Annotated in this window: 20 protein-coding genes; 5 read left to right on the top strand and 15 right to left on the bottom strand. The window is 61.7% G+C overall.

Features of this window, described 5'->3' with window-relative positions; all coding sequences use genetic code 11:
• Positions 1 to 85: 85 nt before the first annotated feature.
• Entirely contained in the window at positions 86 to 1,507 is a 1,422-nt protein-coding gene (locus R2855_07805; GenBank protein ID MEZ4530925.1) for an aspartate aminotransferase family protein, read from the top strand.
• 72 nt (positions 1,508 to 1,579) lie between these two features.
• Here R2855_07805 and R2855_07800 read toward each other — a convergent pair whose 3' ends face one another.
• From R2855_07800 to R2855_07775, 6 genes are all read right to left on the bottom strand, one after another.
• Positions 1,580 to 2,011: a PIN domain-containing protein gene (locus R2855_07800; protein MEZ4530924.1), complete on the bottom strand. Its 432-nt coding sequence runs from the start codon at positions 2,009 to 2,011 to the stop codon at positions 1,580 to 1,582.
• Positions 1,977 to 2,243: an AbrB/MazE/SpoVT family DNA-binding domain-containing protein gene (locus tag R2855_07795; GenBank protein MEZ4530923.1), complete on the bottom strand. Its 267-nt coding sequence runs from the start codon at positions 2,241 to 2,243 to the stop codon at positions 1,977 to 1,979. The genes R2855_07800 and R2855_07795 overlap by 35 nt, the downstream gene beginning before the upstream one ends.
• A 121-nt stretch (positions 2,244 to 2,364) precedes the next feature.
• On the bottom strand, positions 2,365 to 2,691 hold the full coding sequence (locus tag R2855_07790) for a cupin domain-containing protein (GenBank protein ID MEZ4530922.1): 327 nt from the start codon (positions 2,689 to 2,691) through the stop codon (positions 2,365 to 2,367).
• Positions 2,692 to 2,702: 11 nt separating this feature from the next.
• Positions 2,703 to 3,149, bottom strand: a complete 447-nt coding sequence (locus tag R2855_07785; GenBank protein MEZ4530921.1) for a DMT family transporter — start codon at positions 3,147 to 3,149, stop codon at positions 2,703 to 2,705.
• Positions 3,150 to 3,241: 92 nt separating this feature from the next.
• Complete coding sequence (locus R2855_07780) at positions 3,242 to 4,921, bottom strand: helix-turn-helix domain-containing protein (protein MEZ4530920.1); 1,680 nt, start codon at positions 4,919 to 4,921, stop codon at positions 3,242 to 3,244.
• A 26-nt stretch (positions 4,922 to 4,947) separates the two neighbouring features.
• Positions 4,948 to 6,297 (bottom strand): glutamine synthetase family protein, encoded by a 1,350-nt coding sequence (locus R2855_07775; protein ID MEZ4530919.1) that lies wholly within the window; start codon positions 6,295 to 6,297, stop codon positions 4,948 to 4,950.
• A 482-nt stretch (positions 6,298 to 6,779) separates the two neighbouring features.
• Here R2855_07775 and gltB point away from each other — a divergent pair, with 482 nt between their 5' ends.
• Entirely contained in the window at positions 6,780 to 11,273 is a 4,494-nt protein-coding gene (gene gltB, locus R2855_07770) for a glutamate synthase large subunit (protein ID MEZ4530918.1), read from the top strand.
• A 229-nt stretch (positions 11,274 to 11,502) separates the two neighbouring features.
• Here the strand turns inward: gltB and R2855_07765 are convergent, their stop codons facing one another.
• Positions 11,503 to 12,624 (bottom strand): Gfo/Idh/MocA family oxidoreductase, encoded by a 1,122-nt coding sequence (locus R2855_07765; GenBank protein MEZ4530917.1) that lies wholly within the window; start codon positions 12,622 to 12,624, stop codon positions 11,503 to 11,505.
• 78 nt (positions 12,625 to 12,702) lie between these two features.
• Here R2855_07765 and R2855_07760 point away from each other — a divergent pair, with 78 nt between their 5' ends.
• Complete coding sequence (locus R2855_07760; GenBank protein ID MEZ4530916.1) at positions 12,703 to 13,254, top strand: cob(I)yrinic acid a,c-diamide adenosyltransferase; 552 nt, start codon at positions 12,703 to 12,705, stop codon at positions 13,252 to 13,254.
• Between the two features lie 108 nt (positions 13,255 to 13,362).
• Here the strand turns inward: R2855_07760 and R2855_07755 are convergent, their stop codons facing one another.
• On the bottom strand, positions 13,363 to 13,863 hold the full coding sequence (locus R2855_07755; GenBank protein MEZ4530915.1) for a hypothetical protein: 501 nt from the start codon (positions 13,861 to 13,863) through the stop codon (positions 13,363 to 13,365).
• A 219-nt stretch (positions 13,864 to 14,082) separates the two neighbouring features.
• On the opposite strand from R2855_07755, the gene R2855_07750 reads away from it, so the two are divergent.
• Positions 14,083 to 14,238 carry a hypothetical protein gene (locus R2855_07750; protein MEZ4530914.1) on the top strand — a complete coding sequence of 52 codons (156 nt, stop codon included), beginning with the start codon at positions 14,083 to 14,085 and terminating at the stop codon, positions 14,236 to 14,238.
• A gap of 1,130 nt (positions 14,239 to 15,368) precedes the next feature.
• Here R2855_07750 and R2855_07745 read toward each other — a convergent pair.
• The 4 genes from R2855_07745 to R2855_07730 form a co-directional block, all read right to left on the bottom strand.
• On the bottom strand, positions 15,369 to 15,854 hold the full coding sequence (locus R2855_07745; GenBank protein ID MEZ4530913.1) for a hypothetical protein: 486 nt from the start codon (positions 15,852 to 15,854) through the stop codon (positions 15,369 to 15,371).
• A gap of 57 nt (positions 15,855 to 15,911) precedes the next feature.
• Positions 15,912 to 16,286 (bottom strand): hypothetical protein, encoded by a 375-nt coding sequence (locus R2855_07740; GenBank protein MEZ4530912.1) that lies wholly within the window; start codon positions 16,284 to 16,286, stop codon positions 15,912 to 15,914.
• A 447-nt stretch (positions 16,287 to 16,733) separates the two neighbouring features.
• Positions 16,734 to 16,916: a hypothetical protein gene (locus R2855_07735; GenBank protein ID MEZ4530911.1), complete on the bottom strand. Its 183-nt coding sequence runs from the start codon at positions 16,914 to 16,916 to the stop codon at positions 16,734 to 16,736.
• A gap of 259 nt (positions 16,917 to 17,175) precedes the next feature.
• Positions 17,176 to 17,337, bottom strand: a complete 162-nt coding sequence (locus R2855_07730; GenBank protein MEZ4530910.1) for a hypothetical protein — start codon at positions 17,335 to 17,337, stop codon at positions 17,176 to 17,178.
• A 680-nt stretch (positions 17,338 to 18,017) separates the two neighbouring features.
• Between R2855_07730 and R2855_07725 the strand changes: the two genes are divergently transcribed.
• On the top strand, positions 18,018 to 18,761 hold the full coding sequence (locus R2855_07725; GenBank protein ID MEZ4530909.1) for an LLM class flavin-dependent oxidoreductase: 744 nt from the start codon (positions 18,018 to 18,020) through the stop codon (positions 18,759 to 18,761).
• A 47-nt stretch (positions 18,762 to 18,808) separates the two neighbouring features.
• Here the strand turns inward: R2855_07725 and R2855_07720 are convergent, their stop codons facing one another.
• The 3 genes from R2855_07720 to R2855_07710 form a co-directional block, all read right to left on the bottom strand.
• Positions 18,809 to 19,063 carry an NAD-dependent epimerase/dehydratase family protein gene (locus R2855_07720; GenBank protein ID MEZ4530908.1) on the bottom strand — a complete coding sequence of 85 codons (255 nt, stop codon included), beginning with the start codon at positions 19,061 to 19,063 and terminating at the stop codon, positions 18,809 to 18,811.
• A 92-nt stretch (positions 19,064 to 19,155) separates the two neighbouring features.
• Positions 19,156 to 19,440 (bottom strand): NAD-dependent epimerase/dehydratase family protein, encoded by a 285-nt coding sequence (locus R2855_07715; protein ID MEZ4530907.1) that lies wholly within the window; start codon positions 19,438 to 19,440, stop codon positions 19,156 to 19,158.
• Positions 19,441 to 19,981: 541 nt separating this feature from the next.
• Positions 19,982 to 20,326, bottom strand: a complete 345-nt coding sequence (locus R2855_07710) for a hypothetical protein (GenBank protein MEZ4530906.1) — start codon at positions 20,324 to 20,326, stop codon at positions 19,982 to 19,984.
• Positions 20,327 to 20,418 lie beyond the last annotated feature (92 nt).

Raw genomic sequence — 20,418 nt, 5'->3', positions numbered from 1 at the left:
CTGTGGCGCGGATGTGATGAGTCCCGAATTGCCACCAGTGTGTATCCCACCAATGGCGTTGGGGGATTCAGGAGGTACAACAATTATGGTCAAAGCTGCCGTTCGTGGCTCTTCAGTACAAGACACTGCCATCGCGCAGAACTTCGCGCCGGTCTACCTCGAAGAGAGCGCGCGCGATCACGTCTGGATCCACAGTCTCCCCTGGGCGGAAATCGCCGAAAAGGATGGTTTCCGGGTCTTCGACCGCGGTGAAGGCTCCACGATCTACGACATTCACGGTCGCGGGTATTTCGATGCGATCTCGGGTCTCTGGGTCGTGAACGCCGGTCACGGCCGCGCAGATATCGCCGCCAGGATGGGCGAGCAGGCTGCCCGCCTGGCCTATGCCTCGGCAATGTCGTTCACCACGGTGCCGCAGGTGCAGCTCGCGAACATGATCGCCGAGCGCACTCCCGGCGACCTCAACCGTGTGTTCTTCTGCTCGGGCGGTTCGGAAGCGGTGGAATCTGCCATCAAGATCGCCAAACAGGTCCAGACCATGCGCGGCTTCCCGCGCCGGTACAAGATCATTGGGCGCCGCAACTCCTACCACGGTATGACCTACGGAGCGATGAGCATCACGCAGTCGGTGCGTGACGAGGCGTCGTTCGGTCCGTACATGTACGGCGTCTATCACGTTCCGCATCCGGACCGATATCGTTCGGACTTCGGCGTCGAGGGCGAACAGGCCGACATCATGGCCGCGAAGGCGGTCGAGCAGGAAATCGTCTACCAGGGTCCAGAGACCGTGGCAGCGGTCATCGGCGAACCGATCTCGACCGCGGCCGGCGTGCATGTGCCCTCGCCGATCTATTGGCAGATGCTGCGCGAAACCTGCGACAAGTACGGCGTGTTGCTGATCTGCGACGAAGTCATCAACGGCTTCGGGCGCACTGGCAAGATGTTCGCGCAGGAGCTCTTCGGCATCCAGGGCGACATCATGACCATCGCGAAGGCCTTGTCCTCCGGCTATGCGCCAATCGCGGCCGCGGTCGTCAGCGACAAGGTCTACGACATCTTCAAGGAGAAGGACCAGGTCCCGATGGGCCACCTCTTGACCTTCGGCGGACATCCCGTCGCCTGCGCCGCGGCGATTCGCAACCTGGAGATCTTCGACGAAGAGAACCTGGTCGAACGGGGCAACGAGATGGGCACCTATCTGGGCGAGCAGCTTCAGACATTGACCAAACATCCGTCGGTTGGCGAGGTGCGCGGCGTTGGCATGGTCTGGGGTCTGGATATGGTCGCCAACAAGGAGACCCGCGAGAAGTTCGCCAAGGACAGCAAGTTCAAGAAGCGCCTGGGCCAGCTCCTGATGGAGCGCAACATCGTCACCCGCGTTTGGGACGTGTTGCATCTTGCGCCGCCGCTGATCGTCACCAAGGACGAGATCGACAATGTGGTCGGCGCGATCGACGAATCGCTCACGATTGCGGAGTCGGAATACGCATCGGAACTGCACGCGTAGTTCCCGGCATCTCGAACTATCTCGGCGCAAGCGGGCCCTGGAGGATTCCAGGGCCCGTTTTACTGGGTGAACTCACGGTTGAAAACTGGACAGAGGGGCCGGGACCTCGATCCCAGTGTCATTGAAATCTCGCACGTTGACCGTGAACACTCTCGTCTGGCTTCGGATTGCTTCGGCTGCCAGCAGCGCGTCGGCAAACGAGACCGACGGCCGATCGCGCCAACGAATGATCGCGGCCGGAATCAGCTCCTGGTCGCAATCAATGCCGGACCACTGGGTCAACGCAAGCAACTCCTCCGCAATCTCCTGTCGGGTGTGTTTCAGAACCCGCGACAGCGCATACGACATCTCGTGAACGACATACGGCTCGAGACGGACACGCCGCTCACCTGCTTGCACGAGTCTCAGGAACGCACGGCATTCGGCCGAGTTCGCATCATTCGTCAGCGAATGGATCAACACATTGGTGTCAAGCAGTCCCTGACTCTTCGAGTCGTCTGGCAAACTCGTCAGCCTCCTCTTCCATCGCCTTCTGAATCAACTGATCGATGTCCTTCGCGTCGACCGCTACGCGGTTTCCAACCCGCTCGTACATCTCGTCGATCGTCATCGGCCTGATTCGCTCGAGTGAATAGCCGCCCTTTCCGTCAGGTATCGCGACAACATGGTCCCCTGGTACGAGCCCCATCTCCTCTCGAACCTTTTTGGGGAGCGTGATCTGACCTCGCTCCTGCATTCGCATAACTACTGACATCATTGTCTCCTACACACAAGATCGCGTGCGTATGCACAATTGTAATCTCGCATACCAATTGTCATCTGACACACGCTCTTCGTGACTCGACCAGGTACAAGCTCTATCCGGTATGCGCTGGTGCAAAGAAGACCAGGATGTGCAGGTCCTCCGTGATGTCGTGGAACGTGTGGGGGACATGCCTGGCAACGAAGAGGATGGAACCGGGTTCTGCGGGATAGTCGCGATCTCCGGCGCTGAGGCGCCCGCGACCGGATACGACGAAGTAGATCTCGTCCTCCAGATGCGGCGTTTGCAGATCCTCGGCGCCAGCAGGAAGGTTGTAGAGACCAAGACTCAGCTCGGGAACAGTCAGAAATTGCAAGTATCGATTGTCCTGCGCGGCATGCGCGGCTTCGACGTCCGCCAGGGCGAAATAGGAAGACTCCATCACGAACCTCCTCAGAACATGCGAATCAACACAACGCCCAGAATGACGAGCGCCACACCTATAACTCTCCCAGGGGAAAAATCATGGATGGGCACGCCAAACCAGCCGAACCGGTCCATGACCAGCGCTGTCAGCATTTGACCCAACACCACCAGTGAGAACGCGAAGGCCGCGCCCAGTCGAGAAATCAGGACCACACTGACGGCCACGTACACCGCGCCGAGCAGCCCCCCGACCCATATCCACCATGGCGTCGCTGTGGCTGCCTCCAGGCTGGGCCACGGTTTCCGCAGGATGACGAACACGAAGAACCCGAGCGAAATCGTCGATACGAAGGTCGAGACCATCGCCGCCTGGGCTGGGCTCCCAACGAAACGGCGCAACTCCAGGTTGATCGCGGGTTGCACCGCCATGAAGAACCCCATCAAGAGTGCTACGCCGACAAGTAGTGCGATCATCGTCTTCGTCACCCGCCCGCTTTCTCCCGCTGAATCGATCGATATCTGGATCGACATGCAGCGTACACCGAGTTGCGACTACGGCAGGAGGGCTATGCGGTGCGTGACTCCCGAGCGCCGATGACACCAGTCGGTTCGGCGAAAAGCGCGATGTGGGCGCTATAGGCAAGCTGCAAGCGGAGCCGGACATCGGCATCGTCGAGATCGAACCCGGTGAGATCCCGGATACGCTCCAGGCGATAGAGCACCGTGTTTCGATGGACTCCAAGGATTGCGGCTGTTTCTTTTGGCCCGCAGCGACCGGCGAAGAAGGCTCCCAACGTGCGAAGCAGTTCGGCTCCATGTTGCCGGTCGTAGTCGATGAGCAAATTCAGGGCATCGTCATGAAAGCTGCGCAGTTCGGGGAGGTCCCGTGCCGCGAACAGAAGCCGGTAGATACCAAGGTCCTCGAAGCGAGTGACCTGTCCGGGCCCATAGAGCCGGCGAGACATCGTGAGCGCTTGTTTGGCTTCCTGGTGTGATTGCCGAATACCGCTGGTGCCGGCATGAAACGCTCCTGCCCCGAGCGACACCACTCCGGCAAGACCAGGACGGCTGACCCGCATGAGTTCCTGCTGCAAGGCAATTGGAAAGTCGGCTCCCTGTTCGATCTGCGCCGGGTTCCAGACGACTTCGATATTGTTATGTCGAATCCGCCAGAGCACTGACACGCCGAGCCGGCTCAGGGCAGCTTCGACCGCACCACGAGTGGCATCGAGACTCGCGCGGGGCTGGGTTCCTCCAGTCGATTCGAAGCGCGCCACCAGCGCGGCATGTGGCTGGTCGAGCGCATGTCCCAAACGGCGTGCCTGCTGGATGAGCGAGATTTCGCTGCGCAATGCGCCATCCAGGATCTCGTCGAGTACGTTGAGTTCGAGTTCCTGACGCGCGACCGCTGCCGCATGTTCGCGCGCGAGCACGATCGCCGACGCGGCGGCGCCTCGCGAGGCTAACGCGCGTTCTTCCGCGCTTGCCTCCGCGCTGCCGATCAGCATCGAGAGCAGTCCCAGATAGCCGTCGCGGCCGAGAATGGGCGCTACGACACGATATTGCACACCATCCCAGGGGAGAACGGTCGTCGCAGGCTCGGCCATGCTCCCGCCTGGATTGGTCTTGACCCACTCCAGCTCGAGTGGCCGTCCGGCTTCCAGCAAGGGCATGATCACCGCGCTGGACGGAACCTGGCCGCTCGGGCTGGTCATGGCGAGCAAACGGCCATCACGGCCGACAATGAAGACATCCCGCCGAGCATTCTCCGAGAGCGTGGTGGTGAGATCGGCCAGCGATTCACCCGCAATGGCAAGCTCCATAAGGCGCCGGCTCGTTTCGCTGCCCTTGCGCTGCGCCTCCCGCCGCTTGACCGCCACCAGATGCGCCGCTTCGCGTTCCAGCAACGCGAGGTCGGCGTCCGGCGAAAGCTGAATCAACGGCACACCGGTCAAGTTCGCGGCAGCGCGCGCGGCTGCAGTGGGGCGTCCAGCGAAACCGACCGCGGAAACGCCGAACCCGGCAAGCTGCCGAATCGCTGCGTCGAGGGTCAATCGCTCATCGAGGCTTGTAAGCACGCCTGGTGTGAGCAAGACGAGTTCGCCCCCGCTCAGGTGCCCAAACGCAGGCGGGCTGGGACGGGGCCGCGTGGCCCAGGTAACCTCGCCCGATAGCCCCTGCTCTCCCGCAACGACCAGCGCCTCTTCCGGCAACGCCTCTTCGATAATGTCCCGAACGGTAATCATGGCATCGGCTTCGTTTCTGCTGCGACTCAGGCATCGCCGTAACGGCGGTGCTCCCATGGGCCGACGACCGTTCGATATTCCTCCCATTCGGCTCGTTTCACAGTGAGCAGCTGGTCGGAGATATAGGAACCCAGGGCGTTCCGCACGACCTGATCCTGAGAGAACGCCTCGAGTGCCTCACCGAGCGTGCCTGGCAGTCGTTGGACACCAATCCGCTCGAGCCCGGCATCGTCGTAGGAGCTAAACGATTCCTCCAACGGTTCCGGTGGGTCGATCTGGTGGTCGATTCCGTCGAGCGCTGCCGAGAGCGCCACCGCCAGCGAAAGGTAGGGATTCGCCAACGCATCCTGACAACGCAGCTCGATCGAGGCCGCGCCACCAGCAAGCACCGACGGCACCCGGATCATGGACGTCTGGCTCACGTGGGCCCAGTTGGCATAGCGTGGAGCCCGATGACCGGCATTGAGCCGCTTATAGGAGTTCACGGTGGGACAGAGCACCGCGCACATGGCGGGCGCGTGCGCAATCTGGCCGCCGATGATTTGAAGCGCGGTAGACGAAAGCTCGTCGACCTCGTTGCGGAGCAGGTCGGCGCCGCGTTCGACATGCCGGAACTGCTGAAAGACATGCAGCCCGGAACCGGGGGCATCGGTGAACGGCTTGGGCATGAACGTGGCGCGCAGTCCGAATTGGCGGGCGGCCGTGCGGATCGTTTGTCGGATGGTGATGAGCTGATCGGCCATGTGCAACGCGCTCGTGGGCCGGAGATCGATCTCTTCCTGCCCAGGGCCCGTTTCGTGATGCGCGCCGCCGAGCCCAACACCGATCGACGCGAGCGAAGAGACGATCGAATCGCGGGTGCGGGAAACCGCGTCTTCGCCGAAATCGAAATAGCCGGCGCTGTCTCGCTCGATGGCAAGATGGCTCCATTCACCGCGCAGAAGGTAGTACTCCATTTCGATGCCGACGCGATAGTCGATTCCCACCCCGGACGCCCGCTCGATCACGCGCTCAAGCGCCGAGCGGGGGTCGCCATCGAACGGTTGCCCGTCCCGCCGCAACACCGAGCAACAGAGGCGCCCGCGGCGCTCGTCGCCATCGCTGGGAGTAAGCACGACAAAGGTTGAGGGATCGGGCATCAGATAGAGATCGAGCTCGATGCTTCGCAGCCCGCCAGTGAGCGCTGAACCATCGAAGCGGTACCCGCGTTCGAGCGTGCGCTCCACCAATGACGCCGGAATGGTCAGCGCCTTGGCGCCTCCCGTGATATCGCTGAAGACAAGATCGACGAGCCCGAGCCCTTCCTCACGCACCCGCAGGACGACCTCCGATGCGGATGTCCGCGCATGACCGGTGCCCAACTCAGAAACACTCATCGCTCCCCTGCCTCACACGTCATGCACTTTGGATGCGTCATCCAACCATCCATGGTCAGCGATCCGGTGACCTCGAGCGATCCTCGAACAACCGAAATGCGAGTTTCATCACTGTTCGAACACCCAACATATTCGGACGCTGATTCCGCCATTTCATATCGCTCCTGGATCGATTGCGCCATTTTCATTCGATATGCGGAAAATCACCAGTTTCTTTTGGATCATGCGCACAAAATACCCTCATTCGCTTGCTGCATCAAGCCCCTAGGAATGCGCCTCTCCTCTCCCTAAACTAGAGACACCGCTCGAGGCACCGTTCAGCCCCGGCTGAGTTCAGGTCACATTCCGGCAAAGCGGCCGGCGATGGACAGACCGCTACTCGACTCCCTCTTCCGCGAGGGCCAGGCAGATAGCAGTTGTGCGCCGGATACACCGGCCAGTAAGCGGTCGCATGCGACCGCTCGTAGCATCGGAGCGGATCCATGAAACGAACGGTCACAGGCCAGCCAACGTTTCCTCTTTATCAGAACGCGTATGAGCACGATAGCTGTGGCGTCGGCCTGGTCGTGAACATCGAGGGGCGCCCTTCGCGGCGCATCGTCGAGCTGGCGCTGGGTGGTTTGGTGAATCTGACCCACCGCGGCGGTGTCGGCGCGGATGAGCGCACAGGTGACGGGGCAGGCATCCTGACGCAACTGCCGCACGAGCTCTTCGCGCCAGTAGTGGCCGAGTTCGGTGCGACAGCCAACCCCGGCGAATACGGCGTGGCGACCGTTTTCCTTCCGCAGGACGGCGAGAGCGCGACCGCGGGTCGTCAAATCATGGATTCCGCGGCTGCTGCGGCGGGAGTTTCCGTGCTCGGGTGGCGAACAACGCCGGTCGATACCAGCGTCCTGGGTAGGATCGCGGCAGGAACTCGTCCAGAGATAGCCCAGCTCTTCCTTGGGCGCCCGGACGATCAGGACGAAGCCGCGTTCGAACGGACCCTGATGCTCCTGCGCAAGACGGCAGAACGACGCGCGGTCGAGTCCGGACTTCGTGACTTCTATGTTGCTTCCTGTTCTTGCCGGACGATCGTTTACAAGGGATTCTGCCTACCAGAGGATCTTGCTGCGTTCTATCTCGACCTGCAGCAGCCGGAATTCACCAGCGCCATCGGGCTCTTCCATCAGCGTTACAGCACGAACACGTTGCCGACCTGGGCAATGGCGCAGCCGTTCCGTTTTATCGCCCACAACGGTGAGATCAACACCGTGCAGGGCAACCGCAACTGGATGACGGCGCGAACTCCCGAGTTGGCGTATGCGGACGGGGTCGGTCCGGAAGAGCTCAGTCCAGTGGTCAGCCTGACGGGCTCGGATTCGGCGAGCTTCGACAATGTGGTGGAGCTGCTCTATCACGGCGATCGGTCGTTACCGCATGCGCTGATGATGCTGGTGCCGGAGCCGTGGGAACAGCTGCCGGATATGCCGGCCGAACGGCACGCCTTCTATGACTATCATGCTGGTCTCCTCGAGCAATGGGACGGTCCGGCCGCAATGGCGTTTACCGATGGCGTGCTCGCCGGCGCAACTCTCGACCGAAACGGTCTGCGGCCGTTGCGCTATGCGATCACCAGCGACGGTCTGCTGATTGCCGGTTCGGAAGCGGGCACGGTGGCGGTCGATCAAGCGAGCATCGTGGAGAAAGGCAGGCTGGGTCCGGGTCAGATGGTGGTGGTCGATACCGCTCGCCAGCTGGTATTGCGCAACCCGGAGATCAAGGCCGAGGTCGCCGCGCTCGAACCGTGGCAGGAATGGCTTGCGGAGAACCGGGCAACGCTCGCCAGTGGCGCCGATCTCTACAGCGAATCCACCCTGGATGACCTGGTGACGATTCAGCGATCGTACGGCTACTCCGGTGAGGATGCGCGGCTGATCGTAAACCCGATGGCTGGTGAGGGTAAAGAACCAACCTGGTCGATGGGTGACGATGCGCCCCTGGCCGTACTTTCCGAACGTATCCGCCCACTTTCTGCCTACTTCCGACAACGGTTCGCGCAAGTGACCAATCCACCCATCGACTCGTTGCGCGAGAAGAAGGTGATGGCGCTCGACAGCTACATCGGTCCGCGAGGCAACCTCCTCGCCAGCGAACCGGGCGCCGCACGGCTCATTCATCTTCCCAGCGTCATTGTTTCGGAAGCCCAGCTCCAAGAACTCGCGACCTTCGACTGCGGTGTGCTCAAGGGCGTCAAGCTGTCGACCTTGTTCTCGCTTCCCGGCGAGCAGGCTCCGGCCGGCGCAGCGCTCACGGCGGCACTCGATCAGCTGATCGAAGCCTCAGCCGATGCGATCGCGAACGGCGCCAGCATCATCGTGCTTTCCGATCGCGGAATCGACCGTGAACACGTTGCGATACCGATGCTCCTGGCGGTCGGCGCGCTTCATCACGAAATGATTCGCCGCGGAATGCGCATGAAATTCGATCTCGTCTGTGAAACAGGCGAGGTCTGGGATGTGCATCAGCTCGCCTGCCTGATCGGATACAGCGCGGCGGCAGTCCATCCATGGTTGGCGCTGCAGGCCGCCAGCGCGCTTGCCGGCACGCGCAACTACGAAGAGATCACCCCAGCAGAGCTACAGCGCAATTACGTCAAGATGCTCGAGTATGGGATGCTCAAGGTCGGGTCCAAGATGGGGATTTCGACCGCCTCCGGGTATCGAGGAGCGCAGATCTTCGAAACCATCGGTATTTCGCAACAAGTCATCGACGCCTACTTTACCGGCACCCCTTCCCGCCTCGACGGTATCGGGTTCGCCGAAATCGAGCACGATCTGGTGACCCGGCATCGGGAGGCGTTCGAAGTTCCGCAGGCAAAGCTGCCGGACCCCGGGTTCGTCCGCTTCCGCAAGGACGGCGAGGCGCATGGGTACAACCCAACGATGGTCAAGGCACTGCAAGCGGCGGCAACGTCGAGTGAAACGAGCGACTATGACGCCTATCGCGAATTGGTCAAGCAGCATCCACTGACAGCCGTCCGCGACCTGATGACCCTCGAGCCGATCGGCGCCCCCATTCCGATCGAAGAAGTCGAATCGGTCAACGACATCGCATCCCGCTTTGTGGTGACCGCGATGTCGTTGGGCGCCCTGAGCCCCGAGGCGTATCGGGCGCTCGCGATCGGGATGAACCGGGTCGGTGGGCGCAGCAACTCCGGGGAAGGTGGAGAGGATCCGGACTGGTACGACGAACCGGGGCCGGACGAGCCGCACAGCAAGATCAAGCAGGTGGCATCTGGCCGTTTCGGCGTGACCGCTCGCTATCTGGCGAAAGCGTCCGAGCTCGAAATCAAGATGGCGCAGGGCTCGAAGCCAGGCGAAGGTGGTCAATTGCCCGGTCACAAGGTGACCGAATTCATTGCGCGCGTCCGGCATGCGGTTCCGGGGCTCCCCCTGATCTCGCCACCGCCGCATCATGACATCTACTCGATCGAGGACCTGGCTCAGCTCATCTACGACCTCCGCCAGGTCAATCCGAAGGCGACCATCGGTGTGAAACTGGTTGCTGAGGCAGGAGTTGGCACGATTGCCGCCGGTGTCGCCAAGGCGCGGGCCGACTACATCCTGATCAGCGGCCACAGCGGCGGCACCGGCGCGAGTCCGTTGACCTCGATCAAGTACGCCGGCTGCCCCTGGGAGATCGGTCTCGCCGAGACGCAACAGACGCTCGTGATGAACGGTCTGCGCTCTCGCGTGCGGCTGCGCACCGATGGCGGCATCAAGACGCCTGAAGATGTCGTCATGGCGGCGATGCTGGGCGCGGAAGAATACGGTTTCGGCACCTCGGTGTTGATCGCCATCGGATGCGATATGGCACGGCAGTGCCATCTCAACACCTGCCCGACCGGCATTGCGACGCAGAAAGAAGAATTGCGCGCCAAGTTCGGCGGTACTCCCGAAATGGTGGCCAACTACTTCACGCTGCTCGCCGAAGGTGTGCGCGAGGTGCTGGCATCGATCGGGGCGCGTACGATCGACGAGATCGTCGGCCGCACCGACCTGCTGACACGCCGACCGGACCTGACCGGGCGCGCGGAATTGCTCGATCTCTCCTCGCTCTTCGCCGAGCCTGCGGCAGAGACGGTTCGCCGAAAGACCATTGGCCTGACCGACGCGGACGAAACGATCGACGACCGGATACTGGCACAGCATGGCGACGCAATTCGCGGCACCGGACATGTCAGCATCTCCGAGCGCATCACCACCAAGGACCGCACGGTCGGCGCGCAGGTGGCCGGAGCCATCTCCCTGGCGCATGGGCTCTATGCTCTCGGAGAGCCAAAGTACAAGGCATCGTTCACTGGAAGCGCGGGGCAGAGCTTTGGCGCGTTCACGGTCAACGGTATGCACCTGACGCTCGAAGGTGAAGCCAACGACTATGTCGGAAAAGGCATGGCGGGCGGCACGATTGCCATCAAACCATTGGCCGACGCTGCGTTCGAGACCCCTCAAGTGATTGCCGGGAACACCATTCTCTATGGAGCGACGGGTGGTGAGGCCTACGTTGCTGGCAAGGTGGGTGAGCGGTTCGCCGTGCGCAACAGCGGCGCAACGGCGGTGGTCGAAGGCTTGGGAGACCACGGTTGCGAATACATGACCGGTGGTCTGGTGGCGATTCTTGGTCCGACTGGCCGCAACTTTGGCGCAGGAATGACCAACGGGATCGCGTACGTCTACGATCCGGAAGGCGGTTTCGACACGCATATCAACGGTGAATCCGTCTTGGTGGAGCGTGGCCTTGGCGCGGTCGACGAAGCCGAACTGCGCGCGTTGATCGAGCGGCATGTCGCGCTCACTGGCAGCGCGCTGGGTCAGCAACTGCTGGACGATTGGGCTACCACGTTGACCGTCACGTGGAAGGTCATTCCACGGGCGACGCTGCTCTTGCAGGTCGCGACACCGGATCAGGTCGAGGCTCGGGGAGCGGCCGACTAACAGTTCGATTACTAACCCAGGACAGGCAGAACAGTGGCGGGTATTTCACTCGCCACTGTTCTGTCTTCTTCACCGCATACACATGCACCTCGAGTCGAGTCGTCTCCAACGAATGGAACCAGTGCGCGTGTTTCCTGCGGCAACGTGGCTGGGAGGTGATTTGAGTCGCGCCAAACAGGAGGCACGAAACGTCAATACATCTCCGTCCACCCGCTGTATCGACTGCGACTTATCGAACCCCAAATCGGCCCTTCTCGACTTCGACCCAGCGGCCGAGCTGGCCAGATCGCTGCGCTCCGTCCATGAGCTCCTGCACCTTGAGTCCATCGAGGAATGAGGGAGATGCCACGTCTCCAGTGCGAATCGCGCCGATCCAGACGCGCAGCAAGAGGCTGGTGGGTCCATACAGGGGATGGTCGGTCGGCGAGACCTCGGCGGTGAGATGCTCGGGAAGCGGAAGCTCGCTCACCGATTGTCCCCGGCGCGCGCCGTAGAGCTTGCGGTCGCCCGTCATCATGAGCATACCCTCTGCCCCTGAAAGGATGATCTGCTCGCCGAACTCGAACGGCGACGTCGCCGAATAGGTGACCGTACCGAGCGCGCCATTGAGAAAGCGCAGAATGACGGCAAAATTGTCGTCTGCGCTGACATTTCCCATCACGTTCGAATCGGCCAGGCGGCGTTGCTTCACCATCGTGGCCGAGACCCCGGCGACCGAGCGAACATCGCCGAACCACCATCGCAGGGCATCGAGATAGTGCGAACCGGCGGCGCCAAGCATGCCCCCGCCTTTCGCCTCATCCATCAGCCAGTCGAACGGGGCTCCGTTTGGGTCGTTCAACGTCGAGCGGTAGACCGTAACGTTGGCGGAATGGGGTTCGCCCAACCAACCAGACTCGATCAGTTCCTTGGCGCGGGCGCGAGCCGGCTCGAATCGAAACTCGTGATTGACCATCGCCACTACGCGCTCGTGTTCCGCCAGCCGTACCAGGTCGCGCGCTTCGGCAACCGTACGCGACATTGGTTTTTCGCAAAGAACATGCTTTCCTGCTTCGATGGCGGCAAAGGCCATGGTGTGATGCAGATTCGGCGGTGATGCGATCACCACGGCATCGATATCGTCGTCCCGGATGAGCTCGCGGTAGTCGTTCGTCGACTTGCGAATGTTGTGCCGCGCCGCCACCATGTGCGCTCGATCCGCCCGTTTCGAGCAGACACTGCCGACCTCGACGAACGGGATGGTTTTCAGCGCGGGAATGTGGACGCTTTCACCGAATCCGGTGCCGATGACACCAACCCGAATGACACCGGTTGGAATGGAGCGGCTGGGCAGATAGCGGCTGGCGACCATGGGGCTACGGACCGGATTCGATGGGCAGAGTCATGGCGCTATGCTACCAGAGCACGAAGCGTGAGCAGGGAGAAATCGATGCGCTACTACACCGGCCGAGGCGACCAGGGAACGACCGATCTACTTGGTGATCGTGTCGGCAAGAACGACCCCATCGTCGGGCTGCTCGGCGACTTGGACGAAACGACTTCCAACATCGGCAATGGACGAGCCCATGCGACCAGCACCGAACTGAAAACAACTCTGATGGAAGCGCAACACGACCTGTATCGCATCATGGCCGAGCTCGCATTTACCGATGAAATCAGGCCGGCGTCCTACGACTTCGGAGCGGATCGTGTCGCCTGGCTGGAACACGTCACGGACAACATCGGCGCGAAGTTCGCGTTGCCGCCGCATTTCATCCTGCCGGGCGACACCATTCCTGGAGCCGCGCTGGACGTGGCGCGCACCGTTGCACGCCGAGCTGAGCGGACCGCTGTCGAGGTGCACGCCATGGGACGCCTCTCGAATCGGGAGATCCTCCGCTATCTCAACCGGCTCTCGTCTTTGCTCTTCATCGCGGCGCGGTATGAAGACCATCTGGCCGGTATTCAGTCGACCAGGGCGCGCCAGGAGGACGATCGTTAAAGCCGTTGCGGAAACGTGTATTCCTGGACCGAGGTCCTCGCGTCGTTGCCTCCTCCGTGACGGTCCAACTCGGCATACATCGGACGGGCACATGTTCTCGGTCCAGCGCTACAGCGATGCAGCGATCTCCGCGGCAAGCGTTTGCACGTCCGCGGGTGTTGTCTGGGCTGACTCAAACCAGAACGACCAGAGCTGGTCGAGTTCCTGGCCGGAAGCTCCTTCGAAGGCCGCCAGCAGGTCCCTGGGTTCGGCGATGCCGAGCCGGAACGCATCCGCAAACGCCGCGAGCGCTTCGATGAAGGCGGCATCGCCAATGGCATCACGGATTGCCAGGAACCCCAGCGCCCCTTTGCCGTAGGCAAGCGTGCTCAGCGGCGAATCGACCGGCTGATCGAAAATCGAGACGTCCGCGACGGCATCGCCGGCGTTCTGCAACTGATTGAGATACGGCGCGACGATCCATGCATTGAGTGACTGCGTGGCGGCAGTGGCTCCTGAATGTCCGCTTGCGCAAGCACGGCGGTCGCGTTGGTGAGCCCTCCACCATCCAGGTGTGATCGTTCGAGTTGGCGCCAACTGTGCCGCCCCACCACTGATGCCCGAGCTCATGCAGCACGGTGAAATCAAGAGACGCCAGATGCTCGACTGGCAATCCCAGTTGCGATTCGTTGATGAAGAGCACTCCGGACCAGAGACGCCATACGCAAGTGAGCGGGGTCTCGGCGAAATCGAGCTCGTCGAACGGATAGGGTCCGAAGGCGTCGTTGTATTGCGCCAATCCTCGAGACGCCAAATCGAGCAGGTACTGCGCATTCGCACGATGGTCGGGTGAAACATGCCGCAATCTCGACGCCGTCGACCTCGGCCGTGACCGTTTCGAGCCCGGACGCCACCACCATGGCGAACTCCCGCGCGGGGCCGGAGACGATCCGCCTCGCCCGTCTCCCGTCTCCGGTCTCTTCTCCGGTGGCAATGACGGTGTAACCCTCGGGAGCTGGAGCTGGACCTCGAAAGGGCCGTTGCAGAAAAGGTCGGATCTCCTGGGAGGTGGGCGGTTCGAGTCGCCAGCCAGTCTCGTCGCGGCCAGCGACCACCGGATACCAGTCAGCCCAACACGAAGCGGTCCCCGGCGACATCGTGGTTGAGAATCCCGTAGCTGCCAATCGAATTGCGCCCGGAATCACTGTTGTGAAATCGATCGTAGCTTCCAGCGTTTCACCTGGGGCGAGCGGAGTCGACCGTCGAGAAAAGAGCACGGTGCCCGAATCGTCGAATCTCCGGACGATCTCCTGACCACCGATCTCGATGGCGGCAATGTTGGTTTCACCTTCGAGGTAGTAATCGGCGTTTGGGTAAAGACGCATCGGAAGCTCGGTGAGCGTTTCGCCAGTCAGGTTCGGATAGGTGAGTGCAAGCGACCCGGAGAGCGTCGACTGTGCGGAGTCGAGCGTCAGATCCCGAGCTCGTAACGTGGAAGCGCCGCGAGGGTCAGCCGCAAATTCATCACGATATGCATCGAGGACGGGCTCGAGCGCCGAGGGCGCAGGGGACGCAATCGGCGTCGACGCCCTGTACTGGCAGCGCGGCGAAGGCCAGTGGCAAGCACATTGCCAGCAAAGCCCAGCGCGGGCGGCAATGGCCGATCTTCGATTCGAAACTTCATGCCAGACGATTGCCCTCTGCTTCAGCGTTCGGGACGTAGTTCGTCGAGACTATGGCACGTCGTGTCCGGCAGCCCTGGCACGCTCAACCCGAGCGAGAAACATGGGCCCAAGGCGATGGTCTCGCTCCCGGCAACGACCGTAAAGTCCGGGCTCGTGGACTCGAGGCATCACGATTTGGCGTGTCGGATGTACCAGGCTGCGGCGGCAGAACGAGTCGGAACGTCGAGTTTGTGGGAATGTTGGCGACGTGCCTGCTGGCAGTACCGGTGCTGATCGAAAGCGCGTGAGCAATCTCACGACGTCGGTCCGCCCTTCGATCACGAGATTCAGCACCTCACGCTCCCGGGGGTCAGCAACGCGATATCTTCAGACACCAGGTCCGTCGATGCTGCCGAAGACCGGAGCTCCAGCCCGTTCGCGAAACCTATTGCCTCGGCTATTGCTGTACGATCACCACGCCCATGCGCGCTCGAAATCGCGCTCACCAAGCGTTCCCCGCGCAGTGTCGATCAACGCCAGATGGACCTTGCGTTCCTGGTCCGGCAGTCCATAGCCGATACGGGCGCGTTGGCTGGCGACCGCCGCGGAGAGCGTGACGCCATCCGCGATGGCTCCGACACTGATGGCCAGCGCTGCCAATTCCGGGAATCGGTCACGGGCACGCTCGTCGCGCGCATTGCGATTTTCGATGGCTTCTCGCACCAATGGTTCAGCTTCGGAAAAGCGGCCCTGCGCGCGCATGATCGCGGCGCAAGCAGTCAACGCCGCGGCGAGCTGGCCCGTATCGGCGAAACGCTGTCGCTCGATGAGCGTCATGAGTTGCGCTTCGGCTTCCGGAAAGTAACCGAGACGATGATCGGTCTGCGCGCGGCCGACTCTCGCCCAGGACGCGGCTGCGCTCTCACCGAGTCCGGCGTTCGAGCGAGATAGACTCATCGAACAGCATCCTGGCTTCGTCAAAGCGACCCTGCTGGTAATAGACATAGCCAAGATTCACCAGCGAAATCTGGGTGTCCGCGCCTCATCGGTTTGGCGGGTCATCTCAAGGAACGATGTGTAGACTGCCTCCGCTCTATCGAGCCGTCCCTGGTCGTAGGTGGTGTTTCCAGAAGTGCGACCAATGCCCGAGCGAGCACCAGCACCTTCGTCGCCTGAGGCCTCTGCGGCTGCCAGGCACGCCTCGGCCAGTTCCATCGATCGCGGGTAGTTTGCCTGCATGAACGCGAGGGCCGCGCCGGCATAGAGCGCGCTGGAAAACAACAATGGATCGACATCGCCGGTCAGAGTCAGGATACGGTCGCGCCAGCAGCCCCTCGGCGTGCAACCGCGCCAGTCCCAGTAGTGCCAAAGCGCGGCGATCAGGCGCAACCCGGCTTCCCTTTGGCCAGATTCCGCTGCCCATGCGAGCGCAGCACGAAGTTGGTGTACTCCCGGTCAGCTGTGCCAGGCGATCGTCACGACGCTGAGAGATGAGTCCCGCTGGCCCATTCTTCGGCCAGTCTGGCAAAGTGAGCCAGGTGCCTATCCCGCAACGTGACATGTTCTCCCGATTCGACCAGTTGCTCGAAGGCAAAGCCCGAATGATCTCAGCATGCTGTATTCGGGCTCAGCCGGATCGACCGATTCATCCCCGACCTCGAGCAGGCTCTTGGTTACCAAGGAGGCGAGCGTCTCGAGCATGGCAAGGTCGGCGAACTCATCGACATCGGTTTCTTCGATTGGGAGCGCCGGCCTCCACATCACTCAAGGTGAACACGCCGGCAAAAACGCTGGTGAAGGAATAGCCTTGCTCTCGGTCGGACAAGAGCCGATAGCTCAGGAGATCGCGGAGCGCATCGTCTGTTGCCGCTCCGGCAAGTCGCGCGGACCGCGCACCAGGACGTCGAGTTGGCGGTCGAGGTTTTCGAGCAATCGCTGTGGAGGAAGGACTTTGACCCAGGAAGCAGCAAGCTCGATTGCCGTGGAATCCCGCCGAGGCGGCGCAGAAATCTGTCTCACGGCCTCGCAGTTCTCGTCGAGGCAGCAAATCCGTAGCTCGCTTCACGCGCCCGCGCAATGAAAAGCGCATCGAGGCGGATTCCTCATAAGGCTTCATCGACTTGAAGCGGCCGAAGCGGATACTCGATCTCGCCCTGAAGCTGGAGCGGTTGCCGGCTGTCGCCAAGATCATCAGGGAGGGAACAGCGAGCAGGAGCTGGACACAATCGGACCGCACTCGATGACCTGCTCCAGATTGTCGAGAACGAGCAAGGATCGTTCAGCCCGATCCGTTCGGCGATCGGTCCAGTGTCTCGCCCGCATCGAGATCACGAATGCCAAGCTCAGCAGCGATTGCCGCCAGCACCAGGTCGGCCTCGCGCACATGCGCGACCGGCACGAACCAAATCCCGCCCGGGAAGTCGTCTCGCAGCACCGGCACGGTCTCGTTGACCAGGCGGGTCTTGCAGCCCCTCCGGAACCGGTCACGGTGATCAACCGGGTCTCAGGACGGCGCGTCAGCTGCTCGGGCGCGGCAGATCCCGCTCTCGGCCGATAAATGACGATCAGATTGGTGCTGCAGGGGCAATCACGGACGTATCTCGAGATTCAGGCAATGATAACAATGAACGAGATCCGCTCTTCGTAGTGGTTGTTGCCAGCCAGTCAGATAGTATCCGGCACCAGCATAGGCTTCAGCCACGTATCGAAACGTTCCGCGCATTGTTCCGGTTCCGATTCCGCGCGGATCGCTATGCTGGACCGGTACGATGCGCAGCGGCGACCAGGAGCGTGAATGACCACATCTCGACCACGAAAGATCGGCTTGCAGCTGCCCGAGGCAGAGCGCGTGAGGTTGCGCTGGAGCGGTTCGCCAGATGGCGCAACTTGCAGAAGCGATTGGTTTAAACTCGCTTTGGGTTGGCGACCACCTGATCTACCTACCGCGAACGGACCGCCCAAGGCGCCCTGGGAGGCATGGTCGGTGCTGGCTGCGCTCGCGGAAGCGACCGAGCGGGTCGAGCTCGCTCCCCTGGTCGCATGCCGCCTTCCACAATCGGCATGCTCGCCAAGAAGCGACCACCGTAGACGAGATCAGCAACGGACGCTTGATCCTCGGTCTTGGGAGCGGAGTGGAACCGGCCCGATTTCGAACCATTTGGATTCCCGTTCGATCACCGGGTAGGCCGTTTCGAGGAAGCCTTCACGATCATTCGCACCCTGCTTTCGGACGGCGAGATCGATTTCCATGGCGCCTACTACGACCTGCCGAACTGCATCCTGACGCCGAACGGTCCACGCGGTGGCGATTTGCCGCTTCTGGTTGGCTCGATTGGCGAGCGCATGTTGCGGGCGACGTTGCCGTATGTCGGCACTGGAATGCTGGTTCGAGGACTTCGAAAACGACCCCATCGTGCTACGCGACGCGTGATGGCGGAAGTCGACCGCATTGCCGAGGATGGTGGACGCGATCCAGCGAGCTTTAGCCGCAACATCGCGGTGCTGGTTGGTCGCTCAGGTCGACGCATAGACCGTCGGTCTATCCCTCGAAGGGCCAGCGTCCCATTTCTGGTTCCGCCAGCGAGATCGCAGAAGCTCAACGCCTTCTACGACGAAGGCGTCGACCATGTGCAAATCGTCCCACAGCACCCATCACCCTCGAGGCGATCGAGACTCTTGCTCCAGTCGTGGAGCAACTCAAGTCCTGAAATTCGTACCAGACTCGCCCAACACCGGAAACGTCGCAGGACTCAGGACGCTGGACTCAGAACCTCGTCTCCGGGGCGCGGTCCTTCGGGAGCATGCAAGAAGTCGGCGCGCGTGCTCGAATCCCAGAACTGGCGCGGGTTGTCCGAGATGCCGTAGACGGTCGCCCAGGGGACCGTGGTGGCTTCAGACAGCAGCCGATCAGTTCAGCGCAATCGCGCTGGCTGAGCCAGGTGGAACGGAGACGGTCGAACTTCTGCTCTGGTGTCAAATCGAGCCGAGAACGACCCGTCTTTGACCGTTGGGTCGACTGGATTGTCATCCGCGCGTACGGAACCGATGCGCAGGTTGTGAACGCGCATGCCGTAGGTTTCATGGTAGTAGCGACCAAGCGCTTCACCGTATACCTTCGAGACGCCATAGAGTGAGTCGGGGCGAATCTCGGCGTTGTGATCGGCCACGAGCGGGGATCGTCCAGATCATAGATTCGGGGCGCGCCATCGAGTTCGTACCCGCCAATCGTGTGGTTGGATGATGCCGAAAACGATGCAGGTCAAGCCGGCCTGCCGCGCGGCTTCATAGACGTTGTATGTGCCGATGAAGTTGTCGGACAGCACCGACTCCACGGGCTGTCGAGCGCAGTCGACGCGGCAAGATGGACAACTGCGTCCGCGCCGTCGAAGGCGGGGCGGATTGCGTCGAAGTCGCTGATATCGCCGATGACATTGGTGAATTCCGTCGGCTTGCGGGTGATCGAGACGAACTCATACCGATCGCCAAGATGCTCGCGTACCGCTCGTCCGATGACCCCGGCCGCGCCGGTGAGAACGACTTTCATTTCTCGACATCCTCATGTTCCACGAGACGATCACGCTCTCGTCTGGTGTGGATCGACCCAACTGCTGCACGCATGCTACGCGCATCTGAGGCATATCGTCGCCTTCCCAATCACGCTTTCCCGAGTATCATGGCCGCTCATCGAGGAATCCGATGGCCGTCACTCATGCAGCGGATCACCGTTGTCCGGATCGAGACACGTGCCACTTTCACACGAAAAGCTGCACACCCGCGATATTCGCGCCCGTTGGAGCACGCTGCGATCCTGCGCGTCACGTCCAGCCGTGAGGATCGCGCTGCATCTCGTCGAGATCGCGCTCATCGCGATCTGGGCGGCCTACGTCGGACGGGACTTCTGGAAACCACCCATCTGCAGATCAACTCAGGTGGGGACAATGTGTCAGCGTATGGCCGATTCTTCTGGGACCGACTGAAAGACTGTGGGACCTGCGCACTCTGGAGTGGACAGGTCAACGGGGGAAGCGCCAGCGTACATCGATTCCAATTCAGATGTGTTTCATCCTGCGGTCGCCATTCCGGCTCTAGTCGGCACGCTCGCGAGCTTCAAGCTGACGATCGTGATCTGCCTGTTCATGGGCGGCCTGGCTTGCTGGTGGCTTGCGCTCGAGCTCGGGACAGGAGTGGTGGCTCGAATAGCCGCCGGCTTCATGGGAGCCGCTGGCGGGTACCTGGCGGGACAATCGTACCAGGGGATTGGTAGTTGTGCTGACCTCGGTGGCCGCTGCCGCGTTCATCGTCCTGCGCTGCTCCGACTTCGCAGAAAACCAACCCGGCGCAGCGCGGGAATCTTGGGAATCGTGATCCGGACTGTTCATCCTCCGCCGGTCAGGGATACCTGCGGTGGGATTCATCATGATGGCGCCCATCTTCCTGATCCTCATGACCGGAGCGTGGTATCGATGGCGTCTCTATCTCGTTCCGGGCAGTCCAAGCGCTCGCGGTCGGGTTGCTCATCCCG

The organism is Thermomicrobiales bacterium, from assembly GCA_041390825.1.
Lineage (GTDB): Bacteria > Chloroflexota > Chloroflexia > Thermomicrobiales > UBA6265 > JAMLHN01.
The sequence above is the reverse complement of the archived record's forward strand: the minus strand, read 5'-3'. Positions and strand labels throughout refer to the sequence as shown.

What these genes read in the sequence shown, in the direction of transcription:
- R2855_07805 (MEZ4530925.1), top strand. Translation starts at nt 86, where the DNA reads ATGGTCAAAGCTGCCGTTCGTGGCTCTTCAGTACAAGACACTGCCATC.
- R2855_07795 (MEZ4530923.1), bottom strand. Translation starts at nt 2,243, where the DNA reads ATGCAGGAGCGAGGTCAGATCACGCTCCCCAAAAAGGTTCGAGAGGAG.
- R2855_07790 (MEZ4530922.1), bottom strand. Translation starts at nt 2,691, where the DNA reads ATGGAGTCTTCCTATTTCGCCCTGGCGGACGTCGAAGCCGCGCATGCC.
- R2855_07785 (MEZ4530921.1), bottom strand. Translation starts at nt 3,149, where the DNA reads ATGATCGCACTACTTGTCGGCGTAGCACTCTTGATGGGGTTCTTCATG.
- R2855_07780 (MEZ4530920.1), bottom strand. Translation starts at nt 4,921, where the DNA reads ATGATTACCGTTCGGGACATTATCGAAGAGGCGTTGCCGGAAGAGGCG.
- R2855_07775 (MEZ4530919.1), bottom strand. Translation starts at nt 6,297, where the DNA reads ATGAGTGTTTCTGAGTTGGGCACCGGTCATGCGCGGACATCCGCATCG.
- gltB (MEZ4530918.1), top strand. Translation starts at nt 6,780, where the DNA reads ATGAAACGAACGGTCACAGGCCAGCCAACGTTTCCTCTTTATCAGAAC.
- R2855_07765 (MEZ4530917.1), bottom strand. Translation starts at nt 12,624, where the DNA reads ATGGTCGCCAGCCGCTATCTGCCCAGCCGCTCCATTCCAACCGGTGTC.
- R2855_07760 (MEZ4530916.1), top strand. Translation starts at nt 12,703, where the DNA reads ATGCGCTACTACACCGGCCGAGGCGACCAGGGAACGACCGATCTACTT.
- R2855_07755 (MEZ4530915.1), bottom strand. Translation starts at nt 13,863, where the DNA reads ATGAGCTCGGGCATCAGTGGTGGGGCGGCACAGTTGGCGCCAACTCGA.
- R2855_07745 (MEZ4530913.1), bottom strand. Translation starts at nt 15,854, where the DNA reads ATGAGTCTATCTCGCTCGAACGCCGGACTCGGTGAGAGCGCAGCCGCG.
- R2855_07715 (MEZ4530907.1), bottom strand. Translation starts at nt 19,440, where the DNA reads ATGAAAGTCGTTCTCACCGGCGCGGCCGGGGTCATCGGACGAGCGGTA.
- R2855_07710 (MEZ4530906.1), bottom strand. Translation starts at nt 20,326, where the DNA reads ATGGGCGCCATCATGATGAATCCCACCGCAGGTATCCCTGACCGGCGG.